This is a genomic window from Bradyrhizobium sp. sBnM-33 (assembly GCF_032917945.1).
Classification (GTDB): domain Bacteria; phylum Pseudomonadota; class Alphaproteobacteria; order Rhizobiales; family Xanthobacteraceae; genus Bradyrhizobium.
This window is the reverse complement of record NZ_CP136624.1, coordinates 6,923,475-6,949,175: the sequence shown is the minus strand read 5'-3', so window position 1 is coordinate 6,949,175 and position 25,701 is coordinate 6,923,475. Positions and strand designations below refer to the sequence as shown.

Genomic DNA, 25,701 nt, shown 5'->3' with positions numbered 1-25,701 from the left:
GCGCATGCGTTGCACTCTCCTGGAACTCACAGTGCGCCGAACGAAAATGAATATGACATGTACGGGAGCTTGCAAGAAGTTCCGATGAGCGGATCGGCGGCCGGCCGCGCACGCAGACTTCTCGCAGGATGGTCGGCGAATTCCGTTCAGCTGGTGCTGGGATTAGTCCAGCAGGTCGCGCTGGTCCCGGTCTTTCTGCATTTCTGGACCGGCGGGGTTCTGGCTGCCTATTTCATGATCTATGCCGTCGGCAGTCTCGTGCTGATCGCCGATGGCGGTCTTCAGTTTCGCTCGCTCGATCAACCGGATTTCTCAGCTTCAAGTCGGGCGTTGATGGCGACGGCCGGACAGCGCGGCTCTTCGGCAGCGCTACCACCTGTGCTTGGCGCCATCCCTGCCGTGCTCATGCTGGCTGTTACTCACGCGAATGTGCGATGGCCTGATGGCTAGTATAGCATCAAGAAAAAATCCGACCGATTTGCTGGGTAATTCTGCCTGGAACGCGATCGCCTTTGCGGTCGCCGTGGCGCTCAACCTCCTTGTCCTGCCGTTCGTGGTGTTTCGCCTCGGTGTCGCTGCGTTCGGCGTCGCTGGGCTCGTTACGGCATGCGTTGCGCCCGCGCTGGCATTCAGCAACGCTCTTGCATTATCGACGACCCGGGAACTGGCCCTGCGGCTGGAGCCGTCGGAGCGCCACGATGCGCGACGAATGTTCGCCACGGCGGCAATGCTGGCATTGGCAGCCGGCGGCGTGATCGCGATGCTGCTTGCTTTGGCCGGGGCACCGCTTGCGCGGCTTGGATTTCACCTGAGCGGGTCGTCCGCGGATGATCTGGGACTCGCATTTGTTCTGGCCAGTGCCGGATGGTTTTGCCAGTGCCTGTCCGCTGTCTTCCTGGCCTTGTTCACGGCGCGCCAGGACTATCGAAGGGTTGCTTCGATCAGCATCATCAGTACCGCGGTCGCAACAAGCTCCATGCTGTTGTTGATTCCGCGCTGGCCTCAAGTCTCGACGTTTCTCGGCTGTCAGGCGTTGGGTTTTGCAACGAGCCTTGTTCTGGCCTTTGGATGGTCCCGACGTGTCGTAGGCGAGTGGCTCGCGCGTCCGACGATCGATCGCGGGTCGCTCGGCAACCTCGTCAAGCTGGGTGGCTGGCAACTGGCCGCACAGAGTGGCGCGCTCATTGCCGCACAGGCGGATCGTTACTTGCTCGGAGCTTTGCTGCAGCCGCAATTCGTCGGCTTTTATACGATTGCGCAGCGGCTGGAGGAGGCGGTGTATATCGGCGTCCTGAAGGTCGGCGAAATTCTCTTCCCGTTCTTCAGCGCTCTACAGAAGGAGACTGACGATCGCAAGGCCGATCTCCTGTTCCGCTCGTCCTGGATACTCAGTGTGCTCGCCGCGAGTGCGCTTGGCGGCCTTATTCCCGTCGCCGGCCCGTTGCTTCATCTGTGGACCGGCGCCGAAGTGGCTGCCGAGGCCCAGCGTGTGCTGGTGATACTGTCGATCGCCGGCACCCTTGGGTCTAGTTCGAATGTCTTTGCTTTCTATCTTCTGGCGCAAGGGCGATCGAGTTCGAATGCCGTGATCTCATTGCTCACGGGCGTGTTCACGGTAGCGGCCAGTGCGATCGCTTTGCCGTATTTCGGATGGCAGGCGGCGGGCTGGAGCGCCTGCATTGGCATGATCGCTCAAATGGTCACCGTCGTGATCTTGCTGCGCCGGCATTTCGGCCTCGCCGGTATGCGGTTGCGTCTGACCCACTTCGTGTTGACGCCGATTGGCGTCGGCATCGCAACCGCGCTGGCGTTGCGATATGGCTTCCGTAATGCGCAACTCGACCAGGCAATTGGCTGGTGGTACGTGGGGAGCTGTTATCTTCTGGCGGCTGGTATCATCTTCGTCGTCGCGGTCGCTATCTCACGGGCCGGTCCCTACGGCGCGGCCTGCTGGCGGGATCTCCGCGTCATCGCCAGCCGCTTCCTGTCCCTCAAGGCGATCTGACGAATGTGCGGAATTGCCGGCATCGTGAACCTCCGCGGCGACGCGGTCGAACCGGCGGAAATCTCGCGACTGACGAATCTCCTCGCGCATCGCGGACCCTTTGGAGAGGGCTGCTGGTACAGCGCGAACCGCAATTTGGCGTTCGGCCACCGCAGGCTCGCCATTATCGATCCTGGCGAGGGAGGCTTTCAGCCGATGGTCTCCGGCGACGGCCGTCATGTGATCGTGTTCAACGGCGAGATCTACAATTTCCTTGAGCTTCGGCGCGAGCTCGAGGCGCAGGGGGCAATCTTCCGCAGCCAGTCGGACACGGAGGTCATTCTGGCCGCATGGCAAGCGTGGCGGGAAGGCATGCTGACGCGCTTCAACGGAATGTGGGCGCTGGCGATCTTCGACACCAAAACCGAAGAACTGTTTCTGGCGCGCGACCGCTTCGGCATCAAGCCGCTGTTGTATGCGCTGACATCGGAACGCTTTGTCTTTGCATCCGAGCAGCGCGCATTGGTGCGAAGCGGCCTGATCAACGTGTCGCTTGATATCGAAGTGGCGCGACGGCTTATGCTTGATGCCTTCGGAGTCGAAGGAAGCGAGCGGACCCTTTGCCAGGAGGTGCGCCGCCTTCAGGGCGGACATTGCATGTGGCTGCGCCAGGGCAAATTGGAGGTCCGGCGTTGGTGGCGGACGGTGGATCACCTGCCGGTGGTCCCGAGCACCGAAGCCGAACGGGTGGAACGCTTTCGCGAACTGTTCCAGGACGCGGTCGCGCTTCGGATGCGCAGCGACGTGCCGATCGGGACCTGTCTGTCGGGAGGGTTCGATTCGTCGGCTGTGATCAGCACCATGGCCGCGCACGAAAAGGCCGGCATGGGTCCGCGGGACAGCACCTCGTGGCGCCACGCTTTTGTGGCGACGTTTCCCGGCGCCTCGAATGACGAGCGGCCGATGGCGGAGGAGGCGGCGGCGTGGGCGGAGGTCGTGCCGACCTTCCTTGAGATTGGGCGGGCCGACGCACTAACCGAACTCGACCAGATCCTCGACGACAATGATGACGTCTATATCGGACTTCCAAGCGCGGCCTGGTTGATCTATCGAGAACTCAGACGTCACAACGTGACAGTGTCGCTGGACGGCCATGGCGCGGACGAATTGATGGGGGCCTATCTTCAGGAGGGGCGCTCGGGGGCGTTCTGGATGCGAAACCTGCTCGCTGGATTTGCTTCCAGTTCGGCACCGGCGCGGCGAGGCACCGATCTGTTGCGGGCGCTGATGATCCGGCGCCAGGGAAACTATTTCCTGCGTGGTGGTCTGCGCGACGTGCCGGCGGAGCTCCCGCTGGTCGGAGAAGACGACGTGCTGCCGCGCGACTGGGGTGCATTGAACCGACGGCTCTACCGGATGTTTCACTGCACCGTGCTGCCGACCATCCTGCGAAACTTCGACCGCCTGTCAATGGCTCACGGCATTGAGGTCCGCATGCCGTTCATGGACTGGCGTCTGGTCACCTATGCGATGGCATTGCCGGAATCCAGCAAGTCATCGAATGGCTATACCAAGGTCATTGCACGAAAGGCGATGGTTAACCTGATGCCGGAATCCATCCGAATGAGACGCCGAAAGGTCGGATTCAATTCGCCGATGCCTGAATGGTTGAACGGACCTCTGGCCGGCTGGACCGCAGGTTTGCTCGGCCAGAAGGTGCCGGCGTTTGCCGAGCTGGTGGATGAGGAACGCTTGCGCCAGACCGTTGGCCATCTGAGCTCCTCGAAACAGTGGGATTGGGAATCGGTCGGCCGCATCTGGCCGTATCTGAACATGAAGTGGATGCTGGCGAGGTCTTAGCATGCGGCGCATCCTGATAGGCCTAATCGACGCCATCCTTGGCTGGAAAAGCCGCTTTTCCGGGGCAGTAAGTATCGGACGTGGGTCGACGATCGCATGGCGCCGCATCAGGCGGGCGGCAGGCAACGTTTTGTCGGTAGGAGAAGATTCGATCGTCCACGCTGATATCAGTTTCGAGGAAACGGGAGGCAAAATTCAGATCGGAAGCCGCACATTTATCGGACGAAGTCATCTGGTCTGCTATCGAAGCCTCTCCATCGGCGACGATGTCATCATGTCGTGGGGGATTACGATTGTGGACCACGATTCCCACAGCGTCGATTGGATAGACCGCCGGAACGACGTTCGCGAATGGAGTGCCGGCCGGAAAGATTGGAAGAAGATCGCGCACGCGCCAGTGGTGGTGAGCAATAGGGCTTGGATCGGATTCAACGTGAGTGTGCTGAAGGGAGTCACGATTGGAGAGGGTGCCGCAATCGGAGCCTGTTCAGTCGTCACCAGGGATGTTCCGCCGTACACGTTGGCTGCCGGGAATCCGGCCAGAGTGATCCGGACATTAAGCGCCCCGCCAGATGCAAGTATCGAAGGTTGAGTGTCATGCGTGTTTTCCAGAACAACGGCTTGTCCCGCGGATTCCAGGCCCATCGTCGCCGCTTGCCGTATCAAAGTTTCGCCGCCGGACGAGCGCAGTTTTTGGATACCAGATTTACGGCGTCCCATATCCTTCTGCCCGTACTGACCAACGGCCCGAATGCATTTTATGCCAACGGAGACGACAAGGACCTGCAACTGCTCTGGGCGAAAGAGAACGGTCTGCAGACAGAAGATCTGGAGCAAATTCTGCTCGCGCAGATCGAGCAACATCGCACTGAAGTGTTCTACAATCTTGACCCGATCCGTTACGGCAGCGAGTTTGTCGCGAAATTGCCGGGTTGCGTGAAGAAATCGGTTGGCTGGCGCGCTGCGCCGTCCGGAAACGCAGACCTGACGAAATACGACCTGATCGTATGCAACTTTCCTTCAATTCTCGAGCGTTGGCGAAAAAAGGGCTGTCGAGTAGCGTATTTTTTCCCGGCGCACGATCCGGTGATGGATGCCTATGCCGCAGCTCGAAGTGATGAACTCGATCTCATCTTCATCGGCGGATTCTCGCGCCATCACGTCAAGCGCAGCCAAGCCCTTCGGGCGGCGGCTTCAGCGCCCGGTGTGCGGGCACGTTTTTACCTCGAAGATTCGCGTCTTACCCGATTGGCCAATTTTCTTCCTCCTCTGCCTGCGCTGCGCTCATATCGTCATCCGGACGAAATTCGGAAGATTCGCGCCGATCCGTTGTATGGCCGCGATGCCTATGCCGCGATCGCCAAGAGCCGGATCGTTTTCAACGGCGCCGTCGACATGGCGGGAGAAGATCGCGGCAATATGAGATGCTTTGAGGCGACAGGGGGCGGAGCGGTCCTTCTGACCGACGCGGGGCGCTATCCGGAAGGCTTCGTTAATGGCGAAACCATGTTGCAATATTCCTCGCCTGAACAAATACCGGAATTGATCGACAAGCTCATGAGAGATGAAACCCTGGCAAGATCCATCGCTCAGGCGGGGTGCGCCATGGTAAAGGAGCGCTATAGCAAACAACTGCAATGGGCGAAATTTCAGGATCTGATCTGAATGGCGCGCTGGGTTAGCTAACTTATGGTGGAGCAGCCATTCACGACGTGGGAAGATGCCGTGGTTTGGCTGCGCAACCAGCCGGACCAGCGTCAGCTTGTGCTCGACGCGTTCTATGACGACCCTCTGATCGATGCGGCGAAGCGTTATTTTGCCAGTGCCGAATGGCAAGCGGTTTCGAAGTTTTTGGAGAATCGGACCGGCAAGGCGCTCGACGTCGGCGCCGGGCGCGGAATTGCGAGCTACGCGCTGGCGCGAAGCGGATTTGCGGTCACTGCGCTCGAGCCTGACCCCAGCGTCGTGGTCGGGACGGCGGCGATCCGAGGGCTCGCGGCCGAGGCTGGCTTGCCGATCGAGGTGGTCGAGGAGTTTTCCGAGCGCCTCCCGTTCGCTGACGGCGTGTTCGATGTCGTGTTCGCGCGCGCCGTGCTGCACCATATGCGCGATCTCGACAGCGCCTGCCGGGAAATGTTCCGCGTGCTTCGTCCGGGCGGAATGCTCATCGCCGCGCGCGAACACGTGATCAGCAGGGAATCCGATCTCGGGGCATTCCTCGATCAGCATCCCCTGCATCACCTCTATGGCGGCGAGCACGCGTATCTTCTCGATCGATATATCGGCGCGTTGAGGAATGCGGGATTTGCTGCGATCGAGGTGCTGTCGCCGCTCAAGAGCCCGATCAATCTGTTTCCCCATACAATCGAGACGCTGCAGGTGGCCGTCGTGGAAAGATTGACGGACAAGATTCCGGTCAGGCCCATTTGGCGCGCCGCACTCGCTTCCAGGAGCGTCCTCACCTCGCTACTTTCGATGGCAGAGCGCTTTGACCACCGGCCCGGCCGACTTTACTCGTTTGTCTGTCACAAGGCGCAGTCATGATCATCTGGGTTACTGGCGCCAATGGCTTCATTGGCCGGCATCTCGTCAGGGTGCTGGCCGATCGAGGCAATCGCGTTCACGGCATCGGTCACGGCGCGATTGGCGAAGCCGAACGGGGGCGGATCGGTCTCGCGCATTGGCTGAACGGCGAAATCGATGCGGCCAATCTCAACGCGCTTGCGGAGCACTCCGGACTGCCGTCGATGATTTTCCATCTGGCCGGCGGGTCGTCGGTCGGGTTGTCGATCGCGCAGCCGTTTGAGGATTTTTCGCGCACTGTTACGAGCACGGCCAGGCTGCTGGAGTGGCTCCGCGGGGCCGCCAGGGATTGTCGCTTGATTGTCGCGTCGAGCGCGGCAGTCTATGGAGACGGTCATGGGGGAGCGATTGCGGTAGATGCCGCAACGCTGCCGATGTCGCCCTATGGGCAGCACAAGCTGATGATGGAGCAGCTCTGCCGAACTTATGCCGTCACCTTTGGCATACGCAGCACGGTGGCGCGGCTGTTCTCGGTCTACGGCCCAAACTTGCGCAAGCAATTGCCATGGGACATCTGCTCCCGCTTTCAAGCTGGTGAACGGAACCTGGCGTTGGGAGGAACAGGTGCGGAGGTGCGGGACTGGACCGATGTTCGCGACGTCGCCCGGCTGTTGGCGGTGATCGGCGGAAAGCCGCAGGCGGAGACCTTTCAAGTGATCAACGCTGGCTCCGGGCTTGGAACGACGGTGGCACGGGTTGCTACCATGCTTGCAGAATGCTGGGGCGGAACCGTATCGGTACAATTTTCGGGCATTGTGCGCGCCGGCGATCCGTCAAGTCTGCTGGCGGACGACGCAACGCTCCGCGCTCTGCCCTTCGAGTGGACGATCCCGGCTGCACAGGGCTTTGCGGACTACGTCTTGTGGTTCAAGGGTCAGAGCCGGTGAACGAAGGTTCGCCGCTGCGTCTCGCTTTTACGCACATTCCCCGCAGGCTCTGGGCCGGCGGCTATAACTATCAGAGCAATCTATTTCAGGCGCTGAGCAAGTTCCGCTCCGGCGAGTTTGCGCCCGTCCTGTTTGCCGGGACCGGTGATGATGATGCGGATCTTGCGCCGCTTGCCGCGATACCTGGTGTGGAGGTGGTGCGATCGGCGGCGTTCGACGGCCGTGTCGGTTTGGCTGCCGCGCTGGCCTGGGGATTGGACCAGGGGGTGATGGCAGAATTCCGGACGCACCGCATCGATGCCGTCTTCGAAGCTGCCCGCTTCTTTGGCTGGCGACTGCCTTATCCCGCAGTGGCCTGGTTTCCCGATTTTCAGCATCGACGATTGCCGCAGCTTTTTCCGGCGGCGGCGCGGTGGCGTCGCGAAGCCGGCTTCCGAATGCAGATTGCATCGGGGCGCACCGTCATGCTGAGCAGCGAAAGCTCGCATCGCGACTTCCGGAAGTTCTATCCCGGCGCGAAGAACGAGGTCTGTGTGGTTCGTTTCGCGACCGGGTCGTCGCCGGCGTTCCTGACCGCAAATCCGGCTGAGATCGTTGCGCAGTATCAGTTGCCTGAAAAATATTTCTACCTGCCAAATCAGTTCTACACGCACAAGAATCACCAGGTGGTCGTCGATGCGCTGGCCATCCTGGCGGAGCGAGGGTTCGATGCGGTCGTGTGCGCCTCGGGCAGCACCGAAGATCGGCGCGAGCGAGGCTATTTCGATGAGGTCATGGCGGGGGTCCGAAGTCGCGGGCTCGAAAAATGCTTCCGTCATCTGGGAATGATCCCGCTTTCGCACGTTTACGCGTTGCTGCGGGCGTGCACCGGGCTGATCAATCCGTCGCGATCGGAGGGATGGAGCACAGCCGTTGAAGAGGCGAAGTCGTTTGGCGTGCCGATGATATTGTCTGATCTTGACGTCCACCGCGAACAGACCAACGATACGGCGAGCTATTTCGGGACGGATGATCCCGCGACTCTGGCCGATCACATTATACGGGTCTCTCAGGAATCCGGCGTACCATCAGTTCGAAGTTTTGTTCCCGGCCACGATGACCACGTCGCTGCCTTTGCCACGGGCTTTGCGAGGGTTATTGAGAATACGCTGAAATCGTCGCAACATCGGGGATAGATTTCGGCTAAGTCGTACTTGCTTCGGTTTGAGAGACCGCTTGGTTTTTGCCGTCAAAGATGGTGCGTGGCGTAACGAACCAAAGCAAGAACAGGATAGCGGCGCCGTTGCTCAATAAATTAGTCGAAAGTGGAACGTTAAGAAGAACCTGCGGAAGCATCCCACCTGACAACAAGACAAAGCTCCAGGGCAACCCAGAAGACAAGCGGTTGGCAATTGCGATGACAAGACCGCAGCCGAACGCAGAAAGCGGCGCCAGCTTAAGGCCAACGGAAGCGATGCCTTCTGTCGCAAAAAGCGATGCGTTGAATGCGCCCTGGTTATAGACCTTCATGAGAATCGATAACTGTTCGTTGTACGGACAGTCGATGAAGACCTTCAGTACGTTGATTTGGCAGAAGTGCGTCAACGGATGCGTCGAAAAGAAGTTATTGTACACTTCAAGGGCGATCGATGGCATGGCGACCATCCTGGTATTGACTATGCCGAAGTACTGCGCTGCCCATTCAATAGGAATTATCCCCGCCCTGGCGAGGAATAGCGTTGCTAATCCGATCGATATCGGCAACGACAACGACAAAATGGCTGCGCTCCTCGCTTCCACCAATCTGCACAAGACGGCGAGAAACAGGAGCCAGAACGGCGCAAAGAGCGTTAGTTTGGTTAATGTCACGGGATAGAGCAGCAGCAGCAGGACAAGTGCGATTCCTGCCCGCAAGAAACTTCCACGCAGAATGAAGCCCGCAAATGCAAACGGCAACAACGTGTTCGATGTGATGCCGAGGGCATATCTCGCCGCCGCGGGAAACGCGAGTTCTTCGCGAAATCGGTAGATTTCCGAAAGGCCGGCAAACTTGAAATTGTAAAAGGCGCCGGCCCCGATAGAAACAGCAGAGAAAATCAAGATGGCAGATAAAAGGAGATCGAAGCCAGATACCGATAAGCTGGATCTCGTTTTAACCGGCGAAGTGATAAACAGCGCGGGCGCAAGGAAGGCGAGCGCGGACGTGAAAATCGAGATTATCGCCAGCGAGTGATTATAAGGAAGGAGCGAAAACTCGATCAGCCAAAGATAGCCGAGGATCATCGTATAGAAGTAAAATCCGACGAAATAACCAAAGCTAAATCGGCTGACTATGAAAGCAACCGATACCCCGACGAAGGATAGCGTCCGCAGTATCGCTATCAGGACGTTTGCTTTGTCAAACTCCACGATGCCAGGAAAGGAGGCTGCGGCGTAGGAAAGCGAGACACAACATGCCGCGACATGCCAGCAAAGGAGCCAACCCAGTCTGCGCCGGAATTGCGGGCGTGCGGATGTTGTCGTGAGATGGATTGCGGCCGGATCGCTCATCATGCGTTACTGATGCTCAGGTCACGACGATAGGTGCTTCTGGTGGAATTGTTGGCGCTCGCGGGCTAAATGCGCTGAAGTACGGTATAGTGATAATAACTGTAAAGCTCAAACTGCCCATGGTAGCGGCAAAAGGCCACTTCAGACCGATTACACTACGATTCGCCGCTACTTCGACGAAAGCAACGATTCGGCTGAAAATAGCATGGTGGCGGTTTCGGCAAGATTACTTGCGGGGGGAGCTCATAAGGTCAGAGGCCGAATCGCTCAGGATCGGCTTCCAGCCGAGCGCGAGCAACTTTGTGGGGCGCGCAATGAGAGGTTTGCCGATCCGCTGCCAAAGCCCGGTCCAACCAGCTGCCGCGAAGAACACTTTGACCCAGTTCTCGGGAATTGGCACTAGCCAGGGAGCGCGAACCAACGTGGCCCGCCGCCGCGAAATTAGATCCGGAACGGTGAGAGGCGTCGGATCGGATACGATGAACAGCTCCCCGCGTGCTCGAGGCTCGGTCAGCACCAGAACGACGGCCGAGCTGAAATTCTCAACCGAGAGCACCGATCGACGCGCCGTCAATGCTCCGAATGGCAGCGGTATCGGCAGACCCGATAACTTATGTATGAAGGAAAAATTTCCTTTCTCGCCTTGTCCGTAAATCACGACAGGACGAAGAATTGTAAAGAAACCGCCGGCGGCGCGGACTGATTGTTCAGCCGCCAATTTGGAGCGGCCATAAGCATTGGTAGGGTTGGGCGCGGCATCTTCGGTTAGTTCCACCTCCGAGAATGATCCGCTCTGCGCGGCAATCGACGAAACGAAAACCAGATGCTTTCCCTGGCGAGAAGCTGCATTCGCCAGTGTTTCGGTGGCCAGGTGATTGACGAGGTTGTACCGCTCTTGGTCAGCAAAGCGGTGCGCAATTCCGGCCAGGTGGACGACGGCATCGCACTTTTCCAGGAGGGGCTGCCAATCGAACGGCATAGCCAGGTCGGGAAGAGGCGCCGAGATAACGCTCGGATGCTTGAAGTCGGAAACCTTCCGGGACGCAGCGATGACCTTGAAATTTCGTGATGCGAGATAAAGAACGAGATTGCGACCTATGAAACCATCGGCGCCAGTCACGAGAACGGTAGTAGCCATGCAAGGGTCACAGAACAAAAGCGCTAAACCAGCAGATCACGTGTACACGAACTCCCGCGGTTTGGGAAGTTAGCTATCTCCACCGTGACCGCGATTCCGCCTCCGCGAAGAAGAGCAAAGTAGACAATATCAGTAAAAATCTGTGAGCAGAACGAGAATGTCTACCTCTGGCCAGTAAACCGCCAATGTGCATAAGTTGCTCGAGGTCGCGTTCCGATTTAGGTAATAATCGAGGTTGATGCAGGTCAACACAGCGCGAAGCATACGTAGGGGCAATAGATAAGCATGCGCGTAACCAAAGAGATTCCCTTCATCGATATTGCGGAGCAGCGAACTCGGCTTAAGGATTCAATCGATCAATCCATTAAAAGAGTCTTGGATCATGGTCAGTTCATCAATGGTCCAGAGGTCGCACAACTTGAAGTAGAGCTCGGTTTCTTCTCGGATAGCAAGCACGTCGTAAGCTGTGCAAGCGGGACAGATGCGTTGCTCATGGTGCTCATGGCAAAGGGTGTTGGCGCGGGTGACGCCGTAATCTGTCCCTCATTTACCTTCTGCGCGACAGCCGAAGTGGTGGTGCTAGTGGGCGCCACGCCGATCTTTGTGGACGTCAACGAAGAGACGTTCAATATCGATCCTGTTTCGCTAAAGCAAGGTATTGCGCTCGCGAAGCAGCTTGGCTTGCAGGCCAAGGCTGTCATACCAGTAGATCTTTTTGGTCAAGCCGCTGATCATCACGGCATTGAGGAGGTTGCGGCTGCCGAAGGACTGTTTGTTCTTGACGATGCAGCACAAAGCTTCGGAGCAAGCTGTGATGGACGAAGACTCGGTACATTTGGGCTAGCGACGACAACGAGCTTTTTTCCGGCAAAGCCCCTTGGATGCTACGGGGACGGGGGCGCGATTTTTACGAATGATGCTGAGCTTGCCAGCCTTCTTCGTAGTATACGCGTTCACGGTCAGGGCGCGGGCAAATATGACAACGTTCGGATCGGGCTAACCGCTCGGCTTGATACGATACAGGCTGCAATCCTGCTTGAAAAACTCAAGATCTTCGATGATGAAGTTGAAGCACGTCAATCAGTCGCAAGGCGTTACACAGATGCCTTGCGCGACGTTGTCAGCGTGCCTCATGTCGTGAGCGGTAATAGGTCTGTATGGGCGCAATATACTATTCGCCTGCCTCAGGAGCTTGATCGAAAGAACTTCATGGAGGGCCTAAAGACGTTCAACATTCCCACGATGATTTATTACGAGAGGCCTATGCATCAGCAGACCGCTTATCGTGGCTATCCCAAGTTGGAATCTGGCTTGCCGGTCAGCGAGGCATTGTCGAAACGGGTGGTCAGCTTACCGATGCATCCGTATCTCGATCGAGCTACTCAGGACTACATCATAGAGGTGATTCGTCGCTATGTGCTGCAGCAAGGGGATAACGCGCCCGCCTGACACTTCAGCCGCTCACGTTCTTCTTGGGATCTATGACTGATCTCACCAGTTTTGCCAGATCGCCACCCGAGAACAGAAGTCCTCGAATGCCAACGGCCCGCGCTGCCTCCAAATCAGTTGGCTTGTCTCCTACGAGAATGCTGCGACTGATATCTACTGGGAAGCGTTCCAGAAGATCGGTGATCATTCCTGGAGCAGGCTTTCGTCGATGGCTTACCTTGCGATATCGCTCTATCACCGCATTGGGATGATAGGGGCAATATTCGAATGCGTCTATGTAAGCTCCGATTCTAGCCAGATCACCTGCCATCCATTCATGCAGAGCTTGCACGTGATGCTCTTCGTAAAGACCTCTAGCTACGCCTGATTGGTTCGTAATAACGAATACAAGATATCCAGCGTCGTTGGCAGCCTTTACAGCTTCACGTGCGCCAGCTATCCACTTCAGTTTGCTGATCTCGTAAACATAACCGTGGTCTTCATTGAGTACGCCATCTCGATCAAAGAAAACTGCTGGTCGCTTCATTCTTGGCCTGAAAGCACATCGCGGTTTCGTCCGACTCCGCGCTTGACGGACGAATCGCTAAAACTCGTCTAGGGTACTTGTCAAACGCCTTTAGAAGGGACGAAATCTAGCAGCCCTGCCTTGGATTTGGAAGGCAGCCCTCTTTGAAGGGTTGGCTTCGGATGGTTGGGCGGATAACGTGATTCGGGTGGTAAATTAAATAGGGCTCTCCATGATCAGATTCGGCCTGCTCGGATGCGGGCGCATCGCAAAACGTCACGCCGACCTTTTGGGTGGCAATCATGTCGATGGAGCCAGGTTGGTCGCGGTATGCGACCCCGTTCGCAGCCGTGCCGACGCGCTTGCTTCCAAATTCGGCGTCTCTGCCGACTACGACATGGAGGCTTTTCTCGCCCGAAAAGACGTCGACGCGGTGGCGGTGCTGACGCCGAGCGGGATGCATTCTGCTCATGTCCTCGCCTGCGCCAAAAGCGGAAAGCACGCAGTTGTCGAGAAGCCGATGGCGTTACGGCTACGGGACGCCGATGACATGGTCCGTGCCTGTGACGAAGCCGGCGTCAAGCTGTTCGTCATCAAGCAAAACCGCTTCAACGTTCCTGTGGTGAAGGCTCGCGAGGCGCTGGAGGCGGGGCGTTTCGGCCGCCTTGTCCTCGGCACCGTCCGCGTGCGCTGGTGCCGCGATCAAAGCTATTACGACCAGGACGCCTGGCGCGGCACCTGGGCCTATGACGGAGGCGTGCTTTCCAACCAGGCCAGCCACCACATCGACATGTTGGAGTGGTTTTTCGGCGACGTCGTCAGTGTTCACGCCCGCGCCGTTACAGCGCTGGTGAAGATCGAGGCCGAGGACACCGCGGTGGCAACGCTGAAGTTCCGCAACGGCGCGCTTGGCATCATCGAGGCAACGACGGCGGTGCGCCCAACCGACCTCGAGGGCTCACTGTCGATTCTGGGCGAGAAGGGAACCGTCGAGATCGCCGGCTTTGCCGTCAACCAGATACGGCATTGGCGCTTTGTCGACGAACTTCCGTCAGACAAGGACGTGATCGAGAAGTTTTCCGTCAATCCGCCGAACGTCTACGGCTTCGGTCACCAGGCCTACTACCAGCATGTGATCGATTGCCTGGTGAACCAGCGCTCGGCGCTGGTCGATGGTCTCGAGGGCCGCAAGAGCCTGGAATTGATATCCGCACTCTATGAATCGATCGAGACGGGCGCGGAGGTGCCGCTGCGTTTTACTCCGCGGCTGGGCCGGCTCGGTATCGTCTCGTGAACCGGCCTGAGATATATCAAGCCGGCGTTCGCGACGTTGCTTTCGGCAGAGGCGTCAAGATCGTCGAGCCGTGCAATCTCTACGGCTGCAAAATCGGCGACCATTGCTTTGTCGGGCCATTCACCGAAGTTCAGAAAGACGTCGTGATAGGCGCCCGCACACGGGTGCAGTCTCACACCTTCATCTGTGAACTGGTCACGATCGGCGAAGATTGTTTTGTCGGCCATGGCGTGATGTTCGTGAACGATACGTTCTCGATCGGAGGTCCGGCCCAGGGTAACAGGGATTTGTGGCGCGAGACCGTGATCGGTGATCGCGTCTCAATCGGTTCCAACGCGACGATCTTGCCGGTAAGGATCGCCGATGACGTCGTCATCGGCGCAGGCTCTGTTGTGACCGGAGATATCACGTCGCCAGGGATCTATGCCGGCAACCCGGCGCGCCGGCTGCTGGCGGACAAGTAGGAAGCCGACCGATGCCGGTGCCTTTTGCGGATCTGCAACTGCAGTATCAGACCATCAAGAGCGAGATCGACGGCGCGATTGCCTCCGTCATCCGCGACAATGCGTTCATTCGCGGGTCCTACGTCGACGCGTTCGAACGGGAGTTCGCCGCTGCCGTTGACGTCAAGCATTGCGTGTCCTGCGCCAACGGTACCGATGCGCTGTATCTCGCCATGGCCGCGCTGAAGGTTAAGCCGGGCGACGAGGTGATCACCACGGCGCATTCTTGGATCAGCACGTCTGCAATGATCACGCATGCCGGCGCCACCGTGGTGTTCTGCGACACCAAGGGCTCGACCTTCACAATCGATCCGGCGGCGATCGAGGCCGCGATCACGCCGCGCACCGTCGGCATCATCCCCGTGCACCTCTACGGGCAGCCGGCCGACATGGATGCGATCATGGCGATTGCGCGCAAGCACAAGCTCTGGGTGATCGAGGATTGCGCGCAGGCCCATCTCGCGCGTTACAAGGGACAGCAGGTAGGTACGTTCGGCGCGGCCGCGACCTATTCGTTCTACCCGGGCAAGAATCTCGGCGCGATGGGGGATGCCGGTGCCGTCGTCACCAACGACGCCGCGCTCGCCGAGCACATGACGATGCTGGCGCGGCACGGCGGCCTGGTAAAGCATCAGCATTATATCGAAGGTATCAACAGCCGGCTCGACGGCATGCAGGCCGCGATCCTGTCGGCGAAACTGCCGCATCTCGCGCAGTGGACCAAGGCGCGTCAGGATGCGGCGAAAGCCTACGATGCCGGCCTCAACCAGATCGAGGATGTGATCGTGCCTCAGGTCGCGCCTGACCGCACCCACGTCTATCATCTCTACACGATCAAGCATCCGCGCCGCGACGCGCTGGCGGCGCATCTGAACGCGAACGGCGTGCAGACGGCGATCAACTATCCGACGGCGCTGCCGTTCCTGGCCGCGTATCAGCGGTTTGACCACCGTCCCGAGCAATTTCCGAATGCGCATCGCGATCAGGGACGTATCCTGTCGCTGCCGATGTTTGCCGAGATCACCGCCGATCAACAGCGGACGGTGATCGACCTTGTTCACGGGTTCTGAGGCACAATTGCGTCCTAAGAGCTGACGCTCGCGTCCATCACTTTTGCCCGGCATTGAGGAATTTAGGCGCGATGCTATGCCGGCGAGTTTTGGGGACGACAGTTTCATGGCCTCTCGATGACCGCACCTGCGTTACGATACCGCCGTAGGATCGCGAGTGACACGATGAAGCCGAGCACGAGCGGCAGTACAGTGCGCAGGGTCCGGTGCAGAAGCGCAATAAGGGCGGCGACATCCGCAGGTGCGCCGGCGCGCTCCAACAATAGCGCGAATGCCCCGTCGCGAACGCCCAAGCCAAGCGGCAGCAGCGAGGCAGCGCCGGCTAGATATGAGATCACGATGGCATGGCTGACGGCGATCGGATGCAGCGCCGTGCCCAACGCGTCCGCCAAAAACCAGATCGACCAGACATCAACAAGATAGGTCATCGCAAGCCACAGAGTCGCGATGGCAAGCCAGAACGGGCTGATGCCAAGAATGGCCTTCCGCACGTCGAGCACAAAGCGCCGCACGGCGCCAAGCCTGCGCAGGAGGGGCCCAAGCAACCAGAGCCGTTCGAACAGGCCTGGACCAAATGCAACCAGCGCGATAGCTCCGGCGACAGTCGCGGCAGCGAACAGCGATAGTGGCAGCGCGTATCCAGCCGCAAGCGGCCCGGGCACTGCGACGATGGCCCCCATCAGAAGCATCCAAAGCAGGCTCTCTACCAAGGTCGCCGTAGTGCCTATGCGGAGGGGTACACCAGCAAGCAGCCGATAAAGTGCAAGCCGCGCCGGTACGCCGAGCTTCGGATCACCCGCGAGACTCACCGTGCTCGCCGCCAGCATGGCCGTCAGTACGGGCCTTAGCCCCGTACGGAAGCCGAGCCCGCGCAGCAAGGCTGCCGCTCCTAAGGCATGCAGGCCGATCAGCACCAACGTCGAGATAAGAAGTATGGAGAGCTGCGTCAGCGTAAGGCGAGCGAACGCACTCCATTCGACTCGCCAGCCGAGATAGGTGCAGACAGCTACACCGAGCACCAACGTCGCGCTCCAGAGCAATAGGCGGCGGGTCGGGGGGCTCATCGTTTGTGCCAATAGCGTGCAAGCGCCTTGTACATTGGCGCTTGCGTCCAACGGACAAAGACCGCATCGTTAGAGCGCCCATCCTCGAATAGCTTATACCGGAACAGGCCTCCACCGCGATGGAACCGGCGCATGGCAAACACAACATGCCGGTCGGCGAGTTTTATCTTGCCGAGTGAAAGCGCCGTGAGAATGGACTGTGCCACGTCATGGGAATCCACCGGCCAGGTTTGCTGCGGGCTCCAGCGCGGCATCTCGTCATCGAGGAGCGTCGTTTCGACATAGTTCCAACCGGCCTCGATAGCTGCTTCCAGGACAGGATCACGGAAACGCGCATTGCCGACGACGAGCCCCTCCAGGATATACCCCGTGTGGCGGCTATCGATGATCGTGTCGAGGGCGTGGCTGCCGTGCGCCGGCGCGTAATACCACGAACCGTTAGGGTTCTGATGGTGTGCGACGAGCCGCAGCGCACGATGTGCGAAGTCGAGAAGCTCGTCGCGGCCGAGCAGTTCGCCTATGCGGACCATCACCGCTGCGGCAGCCGCGCTCACGTTCAGAATGAGTCGGTTGTCGCCTGGTCCGAAGCGTACGCAGGGTCCGGCATCGGTCTCCTCCACCCCGCATTCCTCGAGCAGGAAGCGCAATGCGGACTCGAGTCGTGCAATAGCAGCCGCCCGGTCGAGCAGATGGAGCGCGTCGAGCAGGCCGTTAACTACGAAGGTCGTCGAAATCGCCGTAGGCCAGTGTGGTGGGTGGCGATCCGCGCCGCCCCAGGGAAAGGGCAGTCCCCACGCGTCGTTTCGCGCAAGAGGACTGCGCGTCTCTCCGATCAGCGTGAAAAGCCGTCTCGCGCGGCGGCGGGCCGGCTCGTCCGGCTCGCGAAATCCCTCGCCGGAAAGCGCATCACCAAGCGCCTGCGGGATCAGGATCGGCTTCGCCGCGGAGAAAACACGCCGCGGAATCAGACCATGGTAGGGCTTTAGCACCTTGCGGGCGAAACCGACCAGCGGACCGATGATCGGGCGACCGGCCGCCTGCGTGATGACGCTGTCTAGCTGATAGGGATCGTTGCCTCGATAGTCGGCAGTCTCCAGCCATTCGCCGAGCGCGGCAATGGCGTGGTAAATCTCATGGGTGCCAGGCCCCGTTTCGGCTGCTTTCACATGCTGCGCCATGCTTACTCATCATGCATCACGACATTGTACTAACATAACTGCGCCATGTCAGCGCAACCCCAATGCAGCCCGCACGTGGCGCGGCCTGACCTTGCGCGCCAGCCAGAAGGCAAGTTCGCGGTCGCGCCAGGCGAGATCGGAACGCACGACCGGCGGTGGCGCGAGCGCATCGGGTCGGTCGGCAGGGTAGACCCGCGCCGCCTCAGCGAGCGTGGTAAGCCTTGCGCTGTGTCTGCTGATCGCATAGCCGAGCAGACTGTTGAGCACCTCGGCGGACCGCGCGTCCGGTCGGAAGCCGTTTTCGATGTCGAGCAGCGAATAGGAATGCAGGAACAGGAGGACAGGGCCAGCGTCGGCCGCGATGGTGGCGTCGATCTGACGACGCAGTTCGCCGGGGCTGCACCAATCCGGATCGAGCTTTTTGACCATCGAGAACAGCCGCAGCGGACCGAATGCCAGTTCGCAGCGCGTCACGGTGACCGGCACCTCCAGCACGCCGGAATGCCAGACGGGGGCGTTGACCGTGAGCGGCGGCTCATTCAGACCGCAATGGGAATAGCCGTGGAAGACGCTCGAATCCACGCTGATGCCGATCGCGGCCAGCGCAGCGAGCGTGTCATAGTTCGCTCCGTAGCCGCCTGCGCGGTGGCTCACTGGACGCTTTCCGATCCAGCGTTCGATCATCGCAACGCCGTCGGCGACGAACTCCGCCTGTTCCGCAAGCGAATGGGCTTTCATCGTCTGAGCCATGCCGTAGCCTCGCCGCCCTTCGGGGAAAGCAGGGTGCGTATGCAGGCCGACCTCGTGCCCGCGCGCCGCGATCTCCTGAACGCAGTTCGCGACCAGCGCCTCTGAAACGGTGCGACGGTTATAGACATCGACGAAGAAGGTGCCGTGCCCACCATGACGTTCGAGGATGTCCATGATCAGCGGCGCGCCCCAGGGTTCGCCGCCAGTCTCGGCCCGATAAGTGTCGAAGGGCGGGCGCGGCTCGAAGAAATCCTCCACGTCCACCGTGACGACAATATGCGGCGGTTCGGTCCTTGCGGTCATTTCACCGCTCTTGCAACAACGAGATGGAAGCGCGCGTGCCGGCCGAAGTGGGGATGGCGTTCGAGACGGCGATCGAGGTCGCGCGTGAATTTCAGAATGCCGCGCATAATCGGGAAGAGGGGCGGCCACACGTTGAGCGGAAACTCGGGTACGAAATCCGATACGACGCGCATGCCGCTGAGTTCGACAGTCTCGAAGCGGCCGGCGAGCAGACGTTCGAGTTCGTCGCGCGAATAAAGAACCCGATGATATCCACCTGCTCCACCGCCTAGCCGTTTCACTCCTCGCCAGAGAAAATAGGGAGCGTAGTAGACGTAGCGGGCAAAACGGGCCGTCTCCTCGGCGTTGATGATCGTCGCAAAGAAGATGCCGCCGGGGCGCAGGACGCGGTGGATCTCGGACAGGGCACCCTCAAGCGTTGGGAAATTGTTCGGCGCGGTGCAGGAAGCAACGAGATCGAAACTGCCGTCTGGAAATTCGAGGGCCATCGCGTCGCCGACGCCATAGGTGGCCGGAAGGTCGCCGTTGAAACGCAGCGCCTGTGCGATCATTTCCGGACTGAAGTCGACACCGTGGACCCGAAAGCTTCCCCCATGTTTGCGCTTCATCGCTGCGATCCAGCGGGTGAGCCGTCCCTCACCGCAGCCGAGATCGAGGATATCAGAAGCAGCAAGCGCGTAAGGTTCGAGCGCCGCGCGCTCCGCGGCGTCGGTGTAGACCTGTATGGGGCGGGCGCGAAGCTCCGCGTATCGGCGAGCCTGCTCGTTATAGAACTGGAGCGTTGCATTGCTCATTTCGTTCTCGTTCGCGCCGCGGTTCCGTGGGCGCATTCCTCGCGCAGCCGTTTGCCTAGCGCAAGCCCCTTCGTCGGTATTGATCGCAGCGACGTTTTGTCGGATAAAATCATTGTCTTAGACCGTCGCGGCGCGCGCGCAGGACCGGTCCTTCTGTCCCACCCCGGGGTTTAGCGAGCTAAATGTACAAAGACAAGACCGTCGCCGTCGTTGTGCCTTGCTACAACGAAGAGAAACTCATTGCGCGCGTCATCGGGACGATGCCGGATTTCGTCGACCACATCGTGTGCGTCGATGACCAGAGCCGGGACCGCACCAGCGCGATCATCGAGGAACATGTGGCTGCGCAGCCCGGACGCGTCGTGCTGATCCGGCTGCCGCAGAACGAGGGCGTTGGCGGCGCGATCGCCGCAGGCTACCGCTGGGCGCGGGATGAGGGCATCGACGTGACGGCCGTCATGGCGGGCGACGCGCAGATGGACCCGGAAGACCTTCACACCCTCCTCGATCCGGTGGTTGCCGGCGAGGTCGACTACGCCAAGGGAAACCGGCTGTTCACCGGCGAGGCGTGGATGAAGATACCCCGCGTTCGTTACATTGGAAACAGCTTGCTTTCAATGCTAACCAAGATTGCATCCGGCTACTGGCACATCGCGGATTCGCAGACCGGCTATACCGTGGCGAACCTCAACGTCTTGAAGACCATCGACCTCGACGGCATCTACAAGCGCTATGGCATGCCGAACGATATGCTGGTGAAGCTGAACATCTATAATTTCCGGGTATGCGACATCCCCATCAAGCCAGTCTATGGAATCGGCGAGGAGTCCGGCATCCGGCCGATCCGGCTTGTGCCACACCTGTCGCTGCTGCTGCTACGGTTATTCGGGCACCGGATGGTGCAAAAATACGTCATCCGCGATTTCCACCCACTGGTGTTGTTCTACTTCACCGGGTTCTTGCTGCTGGCGCTCGGCCTTCTGTTCGGCCTGTATGTCGTCGGCTACCGGCTCTTCGTCGGCTCGGTCGGTGACAACACGCCGCTGTTCACGGCCTTTCTGCTCATTATGGGCTGGCAGTCGATGTTGTTCGCAATGTGGTTCGACATGGAAATGAACCGGCATCTGAAGTAGGGAACTGCATCGATGTGCGGAATCTTCGGAGTAATTGCAGACCCGCGAGACCTGCCCCGCGAGCGGCTGGAACGCGCCGTCGAGAGCTTGTTTCTGCTTTCTGAGACGCGCGGCAAGGAATCCGCCGGGATCGCGGCGGTGCTGCCCGAAGCGATCAGTTTCCAGAAGAGCCCGATTCGGCCCAAGTACTTCCTGCGTTCGGCACATTTCCGCGCCTTTCTCGACCAGTCGCTTAGTGCGATCTACCGTTCGCCGCGGCCATTTGCGCTTCTGGGGCATTCCCGGCTGGTCACAAACGGCGCGCAGAACGTCCACGCGAACAACCAACCCGTGCTCTCCAGAGGAGTCCTGGGCGTGCACAACGGTATCATCGTCAATGACGAGGCGCTCTGGCGCACGTCGAACGACCTCGTGCGGCAGGCCGAGGTCGATACCGAGGTGATGTTACAACTGATAGGCAGCGAGCTTGCGCGCGGGACAGGCCCGGTACGCACTCTGCGCGAGACCTTTCGCAAGATCGTGGGCACGGTCTCAACTGCGCTGGTCTTCGACAGCCTCGATTGTATCGTCCTGGCAACCAACAACGGCTCGCTCTACACGGTGCAAGACGCCTCTAATCGCTCGCTCGTGTTCGCCTCCGAGCGCTACATCCTCGAAGCCTTCCAACGTACTAAGGGACTCGACTGGCCGATGGGATTGATCCAGCAGATCCCTGCTGAGGATGCGCTTATCATTGAACTGGGAGCTCTGCGCATTCACCGCGTGGACTTGCACGGTACGGGCAGCGAGGAGATATCCATTCCGGGCCGGCGACGCGAATTGCGCGATGAGACACCTGCGGATGCACGCGAGGCCGCTTTCAACTCGGCGCCGGCCGTGCCGCGTGGTAACTTTTCATGCTTCGAGATCGATCCGGCCCCGATTAGTGCGTTGAAGCGGTGCAAGCGCTGTATCCTCCCCGAAACCGTGCCGTTCATCGCGTTCGACGTGAATGGTGTCTGCAATTTCTGCAACAGTCATACGCCGCACCGCTATCGAGGGCGGGAGGCACTTGAGGCCGCAGCGGAAAAGCTGAAGGCCGCGCGCCGCAACGGCGGCGCGGACTGTCTGTTCACGCTGAGCGGCGGACGTGATAGCAGCTACGGCCTTCACTATGCGGTGCGTGAACTCGGCCTGAAGCCTGTCGCTTATACCTACGATTGGGGCATGATTACCGACCTCGCACGGCGCAACCAGGCGCGCATGTGTGGTGCGCTCAAGGTTGAGCACATCTTGGTCTCCGCAGACATCGCGGAGAAGCGGGCGAATATCCGGCGCAACGTCAGCGCCTGGCTGCAGCAGCCGGTACTCGGGATGATCCCGCTCTTTATGGCTGGTGACAAGCAATACTTCTACTACGCCAACGATCTCGGCAAGAAGCTCGGCCTTGAAACGACTGTGCTGGCGTCGAATCCGCTCGAGAAAACACATTTCAAGGCCGGGTTCTGCGGCGTGCCGCCAACGCTCGGACACCGGCCCTCGTCTCTCGCGCAGGCGCGGATGGCCGCCTATTACGGCCTGAATTTCCTGCGAAACCCGCGCTACCTCAACCGATCGTTGTTCGATACGGCCGGCGCCTTCGCAAGCTATTATTTCATCAAGCATCAATATCTGCGTCTGTTCGATTACGTTCCCTGGGTCGAGGACGACGTGAACGGCACATTGCTCGGCGGATATGACTGGGAGACGGCGAGCGACACGAAGTCAACTTGGCGGATCGGCGACGGCACGGCGGCGTTCTACAATTACATTTACTACCGGGTCGCCGGCTTCAGCGAGAACGACACCTTTCGGTCCAATCAGATCCGTGAGGGAGTGATGGACCGGGAGCGCGCGCTGCGGCTCTCTGAGAGCGAGAACGCGCCTCGCTTCGATTCCATCGCCTGGTACTGTAGCGTCATCGGGCTCGAACCGACCGAGGTCCTGTCAGCCATCTCTAATATCCCTACACTATATTCGCGCTGAGGCGGGAACGATGCACGTCCTGCTTGACCTAGGTCACCCGGCACACGTCCACCTTTTCAGGAACGTGGCGAAGAGCCTGATCGAGCGTGGTGACCGCGTGACGATTACGACACGCGATCGCGGCATCATCGGACGGCTGCTCGACCACTACAGTCTGCCCCATACGGTGGCCTCCAGGCCGCGCACCGGGCTCATCGGAAGCGCGATCGAATTACTCATCCACAACGGACATGTCCTGAAAGCCTGCCTGCCGGCGCGCCCGGACTTCCTGGTTGGGACATCAGTATCGGTCGCGCATGTCGGTCGCCTGATCGGACGCCCCTCTATCGTGCTCAACGAGGACGATGCCGATTACGTGCCGCTGTTCGCTCGCGTCACTTATCCCTTCGCAACCCGGATCGTGATCCCGTCGATCCTACGCGATCCCAAAACATCGAAGGTCCGCACGCACGAGAGCTATCACGAACTGGCCTACCTGCACCCGGACCATTTCACGCCCGATCCCGGCGCGCTCGCGCATCTCGGGGTCAGCATGGGAGAGCCTTTCATCATCGTGCGGCTGGTTGAACTCACCGCACACCACGATGTCGGTGCGAAGGGCCTTGCGGTAACGCAGGTCGAGCGTCTCGTCGGCGCGCTCCAGCCGTATGGGCGCGTTTTCGTCAATGGCGAGGGAGACCTGCCGGCATCTCTGCGTGGGCACGCTTTCCGGGCACCGCCGGAACAGATGCACAGCATCCTCGCCTTCGCGAAAATGCTCGTCAGCGACAGCCAGACGATGACGATGGAAGCGGCCATACTCGGGCGGCCCGCGATCCGCTGCAATACTTTCGTTGGCAAGTGCTCGGTGATCACCGAGCTCGAAGATCGCTACCGGCTGGCATGGGGTTTCCGGCCCTCGCAATTCGACGCCATGCTTGAAATGATCCGCGCGATGCTCGCCGATTCTGGCCTCGAGGCGGAAATGGCAGCGCGTCGCGCTCGAATGCTGTCCGAGAAACACAACCTTGCAGACTGGCTGCTGGACCAGTTCGACCGCGGCTTTCCCTAGGGGGACTCATCGCACCATCGTTGGGTAGCTTGAGCGAATATAGATTCGCCAAGGCGCACCATTTTCGAGTCGGAACGCGTCGCTGGCAAGCAGCCGCGCAAGCGGCGTGTCTGGGCCCGCGGTATCGATGTACAATCCCGAGTATAGGACAACGGCGCACAGATGCCGGCTGTCAAGCCAATCCAGGACGGCCTGTGGTGTCTCAATACGCATCATCGGCAGAACGGTGGTGCTGTACATCTGAACGACCGTCCGCGTGGCGTGGAAATTCACGCCGGTATCCTCGGAGAGGATCGCGCAATTCGTCGGTAGTGCCTTTGTGGCCTGCTCCAGGCGACTGGCAAAGACGCGATACACCGCGGTTTCATAGACGGGCCAGCCGTGTTTCAGCGCGCGACCCGTCAGCGCCGTTCCAGCAATCAGGACGCCGCCAGCCAACGCTCGCGTGAGCATCGTCCGCGTTGGAAAGAGTCTTCGCACTATGGCAACCGCAGCCGCAATGCCCCATGCGGCCAGGAGGCCCGCGGCGACGTACCATTGCATCGCATAACGCGCGTTCAGCACCGTCCAGGCACCGATCTTGAAATGGCCCAACGGCAGTGCGTCGAGCAGAATCAGCGTCTCACCTATGAACCACGCCGAGAGCAGAAACGGCACCACCGGGCTCGCATGACGGCCCACAAATCTGCATCTCGACGCAAGCGAGAACGTCACGCCCAACAGAGTCATGAGCGCAACCACGCTCGGCCAGCCACCATCACGCGCAATCGTAATGCCAATTCGCGTAATCCGATCGGAACCGGCGCCGATGCGGGCCTCGTCGCGCTTCGACGTGCCTTGGACGTAAACGGTCCCTTTGAGGACCTCGGAGGCCGCGACGTTGTCGCCAACGGGTGAACCGGTGCGAAGATAGGCGGAAATGACAGGCTGGGCGGCGATGGCGAAGCCTATCGCCACGGCTGCAGCCAGCAAAATTGCGCGGTATGCAGGCAAACGCAAAATGAGCGTCGATAGGAACCAAACACCCGTCAGGACCGGAACCAGCACGATGGCAAGCCCGTGCCCCTGAAGCGCCCAAGCACCGAGAACGACGGCTAGCATCAATACCGCTGGATGAACTGCGTGAAGCAGGGCCGCGCGGGCATGGGCCAGCAGGAAGGTGCTGAGGAGAAGCAAAGCCGCCAGACGAAACGCGTCCCGATCACCGCCGATGGACGTACCGGAAAGGCCGGGCACTGCGAGCAACAGAACAACCGACAGCGGGATCGCCAACGGAAGCCTGATCACGCTGGCACAAGCGACCCCGCCGGCAACATAGGCGGCGAGCGGGAACTGAAATGCGACGCGTGCCAGTGCGTCCTGGCCGACACTATCGGCAGCCGGCGCGAAGGCGAGCGCGGAGGCGAGATAGGCGATCCAAAGTACGCCATGCGCATCGCCGCGCAACGTGCCGTCCGGCAGGCCTTCCATGCCGGAGTATGCGAACAGGCTGCGATGCGACAGTAGGTGACGTGCCTCCGCGAGGTATTGCAGCGAATCCGAATTTGCCGTGGGCTGAACCGTGTAATGGGCGACGCGCGCGAGCACGATCCATGCAAGAAACGCAAGGCAAGCGCTGGTGA

Annotated in this window: 23 protein-coding genes; 15 read left to right on the top strand and 8 right to left on the bottom strand. The window is 59.8% G+C overall.

The window, feature by feature from the left end:
• Positions 1-84 precede the first annotated feature (84 nt).
• The 8 genes from RX328_RS32800 to RX328_RS32765 are packed head-to-tail and all read left to right on the top strand — an operon-like array spanning position 85 to position 8,489.
• Positions 85-450 (top strand): hypothetical protein, encoded by a 366-nt coding sequence (locus RX328_RS32800; protein WP_317258552.1) that lies wholly within the window; start codon positions 85-87, stop codon positions 448-450.
• A complete protein-coding gene (locus tag RX328_RS32795) occupies positions 443-2,005 on the top strand; it encodes a lipopolysaccharide biosynthesis protein (RefSeq protein WP_213253051.1) in 1,563 nt (520 codons plus the stop codon). The genes RX328_RS32800 and RX328_RS32795 overlap by 8 nt, the downstream gene beginning before the upstream one ends.
• A gap of 3 nt (positions 2,006-2,008) precedes the next feature.
• Positions 2,009-3,844: an asparagine synthase (glutamine-hydrolyzing) gene (gene asnB, locus RX328_RS32790; RefSeq protein WP_213253052.1), complete on the top strand. Its 1,836-nt coding sequence runs from the start codon at positions 2,009-2,011 to the stop codon at positions 3,842-3,844.
• A gap of 1 nt (position 3,845) precedes the next feature.
• Positions 3,846-4,436, top strand: coding sequence for an acyltransferase (locus RX328_RS32785; RefSeq protein WP_213253053.1), 591 nt, complete (start codon positions 3,846-3,848; stop codon positions 4,434-4,436).
• A 5-nt stretch (positions 4,437-4,441) separates the two neighbouring features.
• A complete protein-coding gene (locus RX328_RS32780; protein WP_213253054.1) occupies positions 4,442-5,509 on the top strand; it encodes a glycosyltransferase in 1,068 nt (355 codons plus the stop codon).
• Positions 5,510-5,569: 60 nt separating this feature from the next.
• Positions 5,570-6,388 (top strand): class I SAM-dependent methyltransferase, encoded by an 819-nt coding sequence (locus RX328_RS32775; RefSeq protein ID WP_312018049.1) that lies wholly within the window; start codon positions 5,570-5,572, stop codon positions 6,386-6,388.
• Positions 6,385-7,314 (top strand): NAD-dependent epimerase/dehydratase family protein, encoded by a 930-nt coding sequence (locus tag RX328_RS32770; protein WP_213253056.1) that lies wholly within the window; start codon positions 6,385-6,387, stop codon positions 7,312-7,314. The genes RX328_RS32775 and RX328_RS32770 overlap by 4 nt, the downstream gene beginning before the upstream one ends.
• Complete coding sequence (locus RX328_RS32765; protein ID WP_213253085.1) at positions 7,311-8,489, top strand: glycosyltransferase family 4 protein; 1,179 nt, start codon at positions 7,311-7,313, stop codon at positions 8,487-8,489. The genes RX328_RS32770 and RX328_RS32765 overlap by 4 nt, the downstream gene beginning before the upstream one ends.
• A 7-nt stretch (positions 8,490-8,496) precedes the next feature.
• Here RX328_RS32765 and RX328_RS32760 read toward each other — a convergent pair whose 3' ends face one another.
• On the bottom strand, positions 8,497-9,843 hold the full coding sequence (locus RX328_RS32760; RefSeq protein ID WP_249726663.1) for a hypothetical protein: 1,347 nt from the start codon (positions 9,841-9,843) through the stop codon (positions 8,497-8,499).
• Positions 9,844-10,069: 226 nt separating this feature from the next.
• Positions 10,070-10,981, bottom strand: coding sequence for an NAD-dependent epimerase/dehydratase family protein (locus tag RX328_RS32755; RefSeq protein ID WP_213253057.1), 912 nt, complete (start codon positions 10,979-10,981; stop codon positions 10,070-10,072).
• 285 nt (positions 10,982-11,266) lie between these two features.
• On the opposite strand from RX328_RS32755, the gene RX328_RS32750 reads away from it, so the two are divergent.
• A complete protein-coding gene (locus RX328_RS32750; protein ID WP_213253058.1) occupies positions 11,267-12,430 on the top strand; it encodes a DegT/DnrJ/EryC1/StrS family aminotransferase in 1,164 nt (387 codons plus the stop codon).
• Between the two features lie 4 nt (positions 12,431-12,434).
• Here the strand turns inward: RX328_RS32750 and RX328_RS32745 are convergent, their stop codons facing one another.
• Positions 12,435-12,956, bottom strand: a complete 522-nt coding sequence (locus RX328_RS32745; protein WP_213253059.1) for a D-glycero-alpha-D-manno-heptose-1,7-bisphosphate 7-phosphatase — start codon at positions 12,954-12,956, stop codon at positions 12,435-12,437.
• Positions 12,957-13,167: 211 nt separating this feature from the next.
• Here RX328_RS32745 and RX328_RS32740 point away from each other — a divergent pair, with 211 nt between their 5' ends.
• From RX328_RS32740 to RX328_RS32730, 3 genes are read left to right on the top strand one after another with little or no spacing between them, the layout of a single operon-like run.
• On the top strand, positions 13,168-14,229 hold the full coding sequence (locus RX328_RS32740) for a Gfo/Idh/MocA family protein (RefSeq protein ID WP_213253060.1): 1,062 nt from the start codon (positions 13,168-13,170) through the stop codon (positions 14,227-14,229).
• Positions 14,226-14,693 (top strand): acyltransferase, encoded by a 468-nt coding sequence (locus tag RX328_RS32735; protein ID WP_213253061.1) that lies wholly within the window; start codon positions 14,226-14,228, stop codon positions 14,691-14,693. Before RX328_RS32740 ends, RX328_RS32735 begins: the two co-directional genes overlap by 4 nt.
• Positions 14,694-14,704: 11 nt before the next feature.
• Positions 14,705-15,802 (top strand): DegT/DnrJ/EryC1/StrS family aminotransferase, encoded by a 1,098-nt coding sequence (locus RX328_RS32730; RefSeq protein ID WP_213253062.1) that lies wholly within the window; start codon positions 14,705-14,707, stop codon positions 15,800-15,802.
• Between the two features lie 104 nt (positions 15,803-15,906).
• Here RX328_RS32730 and RX328_RS32725 read toward each other — a convergent pair whose 3' ends face one another.
• Genes RX328_RS32725 through RX328_RS32710 form a run of 4 tightly spaced genes read right to left on the bottom strand, consistent with a single transcriptional unit; the run spans position 15,907 to position 19,891 of the window.
• Positions 15,907-16,866 carry a lysylphosphatidylglycerol synthase domain-containing protein gene (locus tag RX328_RS32725; RefSeq protein ID WP_213253063.1) on the bottom strand — a complete coding sequence of 320 codons (960 nt, stop codon included), beginning with the start codon at positions 16,864-16,866 and terminating at the stop codon, positions 15,907-15,909.
• Entirely contained in the window at positions 16,863-18,044 is a 1,182-nt protein-coding gene (locus RX328_RS32720) for a hypothetical protein (protein ID WP_317258551.1), read from the bottom strand. The genes RX328_RS32725 and RX328_RS32720 overlap by 4 nt, the downstream gene beginning before the upstream one ends.
• A gap of 48 nt (positions 18,045-18,092) precedes the next feature.
• On the bottom strand, positions 18,093-19,097 hold the full coding sequence (locus RX328_RS32715) for a polysaccharide deacetylase family protein (RefSeq protein ID WP_213253065.1): 1,005 nt from the start codon (positions 19,095-19,097) through the stop codon (positions 18,093-18,095).
• The gene (locus tag RX328_RS32710) at positions 19,094-19,891 is read right to left on the bottom strand and encodes a class I SAM-dependent methyltransferase (protein WP_213253066.1); all 798 of its coding nucleotides are present in this window, start codon (positions 19,889-19,891) and stop codon (positions 19,094-19,096) included. The genes RX328_RS32715 and RX328_RS32710 overlap by 4 nt, the downstream gene beginning before the upstream one ends.
• A gap of 182 nt (positions 19,892-20,073) precedes the next feature.
• Here RX328_RS32710 and RX328_RS32705 point away from each other — a divergent pair, with 182 nt between their 5' ends.
• From RX328_RS32705 to RX328_RS32695, 3 genes are read left to right on the top strand one after another with little or no spacing between them, the layout of a single operon-like run.
• Entirely contained in the window at positions 20,074-21,024 is a 951-nt protein-coding gene (locus tag RX328_RS32705) for a glycosyltransferase family 2 protein (RefSeq protein WP_213253067.1), read from the top strand.
• A gap of 12 nt (positions 21,025-21,036) precedes the next feature.
• On the top strand, positions 21,037-23,028 hold the full coding sequence (locus tag RX328_RS32700) for a hypothetical protein (protein ID WP_213253068.1): 1,992 nt from the start codon (positions 21,037-21,039) through the stop codon (positions 23,026-23,028).
• Between the two features lie 10 nt (positions 23,029-23,038).
• On the top strand, positions 23,039-24,079 hold the full coding sequence (locus RX328_RS32695) for a DUF354 domain-containing protein (protein WP_213253069.1): 1,041 nt from the start codon (positions 23,039-23,041) through the stop codon (positions 24,077-24,079).
• A 6-nt stretch (positions 24,080-24,085) separates the two neighbouring features.
• On the opposite strand, the gene RX328_RS32690 is transcribed toward RX328_RS32695, so the two are convergent.
• Entirely contained in the window at positions 24,086-25,666 is a 1,581-nt protein-coding gene (locus tag RX328_RS32690; RefSeq protein ID WP_213253070.1) for a hypothetical protein, read from the bottom strand.
• Positions 25,667-25,701: the final 35 nt, after the last annotated feature.

Coding starts and splice junctions, on each gene's coding strand:
- RX328_RS32725 (WP_213253063.1), bottom strand. CDS start 16,866: ATGAGCCCCCCGACCCGCCGCCTATTGCTCTGGAGCGCGACGTTGGTG.
- RX328_RS32785 (WP_213253053.1), top strand. CDS start 3,846: ATGCGGCGCATCCTGATAGGCCTAATCGACGCCATCCTTGGCTGGAAA.
- RX328_RS32760 (WP_249726663.1), bottom strand. CDS start 9,843: ATGAGCGATCCGGCCGCAATCCATCTCACGACAACATCCGCACGCCCG.
- RX328_RS32795 (WP_213253051.1), top strand. CDS start 443: ATGGCTAGTATAGCATCAAGAAAAAATCCGACCGATTTGCTGGGTAAT.
- asnB (WP_213253052.1), top strand. CDS start 2,009: ATGTGCGGAATTGCCGGCATCGTGAACCTCCGCGGCGACGCGGTCGAA.
- RX328_RS32710 (WP_213253066.1), bottom strand. CDS start 19,891: ATGAGCAATGCAACGCTCCAGTTCTATAACGAGCAGGCTCGCCGATAC.
- RX328_RS32750 (WP_213253058.1), top strand. CDS start 11,267: ATGCGCGTAACCAAAGAGATTCCCTTCATCGATATTGCGGAGCAGCGA.
- RX328_RS32745 (WP_213253059.1), bottom strand. CDS start 12,956: ATGAAGCGACCAGCAGTTTTCTTTGATCGAGATGGCGTACTCAATGAA.
- RX328_RS32770 (WP_213253056.1), top strand. CDS start 6,385: ATGATCATCTGGGTTACTGGCGCCAATGGCTTCATTGGCCGGCATCTC.
- RX328_RS32700 (WP_213253068.1), top strand. CDS start 21,037: ATGTGCGGAATCTTCGGAGTAATTGCAGACCCGCGAGACCTGCCCCGC.
- RX328_RS32755 (WP_213253057.1), bottom strand. CDS start 10,981: ATGGCTACTACCGTTCTCGTGACTGGCGCCGATGGTTTCATAGGTCGC.
- RX328_RS32730 (WP_213253062.1), top strand. CDS start 14,705: ATGCCGGTGCCTTTTGCGGATCTGCAACTGCAGTATCAGACCATCAAG.
- RX328_RS32695 (WP_213253069.1), top strand. CDS start 23,039: ATGCACGTCCTGCTTGACCTAGGTCACCCGGCACACGTCCACCTTTTC.
- RX328_RS32705 (WP_213253067.1), top strand. CDS start 20,074: ATGTACAAAGACAAGACCGTCGCCGTCGTTGTGCCTTGCTACAACGAA.
- RX328_RS32780 (WP_213253054.1), top strand. CDS start 4,442: ATGCGTGTTTTCCAGAACAACGGCTTGTCCCGCGGATTCCAGGCCCAT.
- RX328_RS32715 (WP_213253065.1), bottom strand. CDS start 19,097: ATGACCGCAAGGACCGAACCGCCGCATATTGTCGTCACGGTGGACGTG.
- RX328_RS32720 (WP_317258551.1), bottom strand. CDS start 18,044: ATGGCGCAGCATGTGAAAGCAGCCGAAACGGGGCCTGGCACCCATGAG.
- RX328_RS32800 (WP_317258552.1), top strand. CDS start 85: ATGAGCGGATCGGCGGCCGGCCGCGCACGCAGACTTCTCGCAGGATGG.
- RX328_RS32740 (WP_213253060.1), top strand. CDS start 13,168: ATGATCAGATTCGGCCTGCTCGGATGCGGGCGCATCGCAAAACGTCAC.